At 42.7% G+C, this 260-nt stretch carries 1 protein-coding gene; it reads left to right on the forward strand.

Annotated features, from left to right (window positions below; genetic code table 11):
• On the forward strand, window positions 1-260 hold a 260-nt coding region (locus tag SB660_RS21680), incomplete at both ends, for a MerR family transcriptional regulator (RefSeq protein WP_410584483.1).

Consider the following 260-nt stretch of genomic DNA (forward strand, 5'->3'; position numbering starts at 1 on the left):
TTCTCCGGAAATCAAAAAAGCGAACGGATACAGATACTATTCCTATCATCAATTCGAACTGTTCCAGGTTATCGGTCTGTTTAAGGAGGTCGGCGTGCCCTTGAAGCAGATCAAACCGCTCTTAACAGACAAAACCCCTGAGGGTATCATCACGCTTTTAAAAGAGAAATCATCAGAAATCGAAAGCAAAATCAAAAAGCTGGAGCACCTGCAAAGAATGATTCAGACAAAGGTGAAGCTGACCGAACAAGCTTTGGAGA

It is taken from the genome of Bacillus sp. SIMBA_005 (assembly GCF_046535585.1).
GTDB classification, from domain to species: domain Bacteria; phylum Bacillota; class Bacilli; order Bacillales; family Bacillaceae; genus Bacillus; species Bacillus pumilus.